Raw genomic sequence first — 203 nt, forward strand, 5'->3', positions numbered from 1 at the left:
TACGACGGCAGCGACGCTGGCGGGCGGCAACTACACGCTCGCCGGTGCGGTCGCGGGCGACGCCGTCGCCTTGAACAATCCGACGAGCGGCAGCTACGACACCAAGAATGTCGGCACCGCGAAAACCGTGAGCGTCGGCAACCTGGCGCTGACCGGCGGCGACGCGAGTAACTACACCGTCAACACGGACGCGAGCGCCACCA

The 203-nt window shown here is 68.0% G+C and carries 1 protein-coding gene; it reads left to right on the plus strand.

The features are described from left to right. Positions 1 to 203: YDG domain-containing protein (locus OXQ95_RS18670; RefSeq protein WP_267383148.1), on the plus strand; the 203-nt coding region annotated here is incomplete at both ends.

This window comes from Sphingomonas sp. GC_Shp_6, from assembly GCF_026540835.1.
Classification (GTDB): Bacteria; Pseudomonadota; Alphaproteobacteria; order Sphingomonadales; family Sphingomonadaceae; genus Sphingomonas.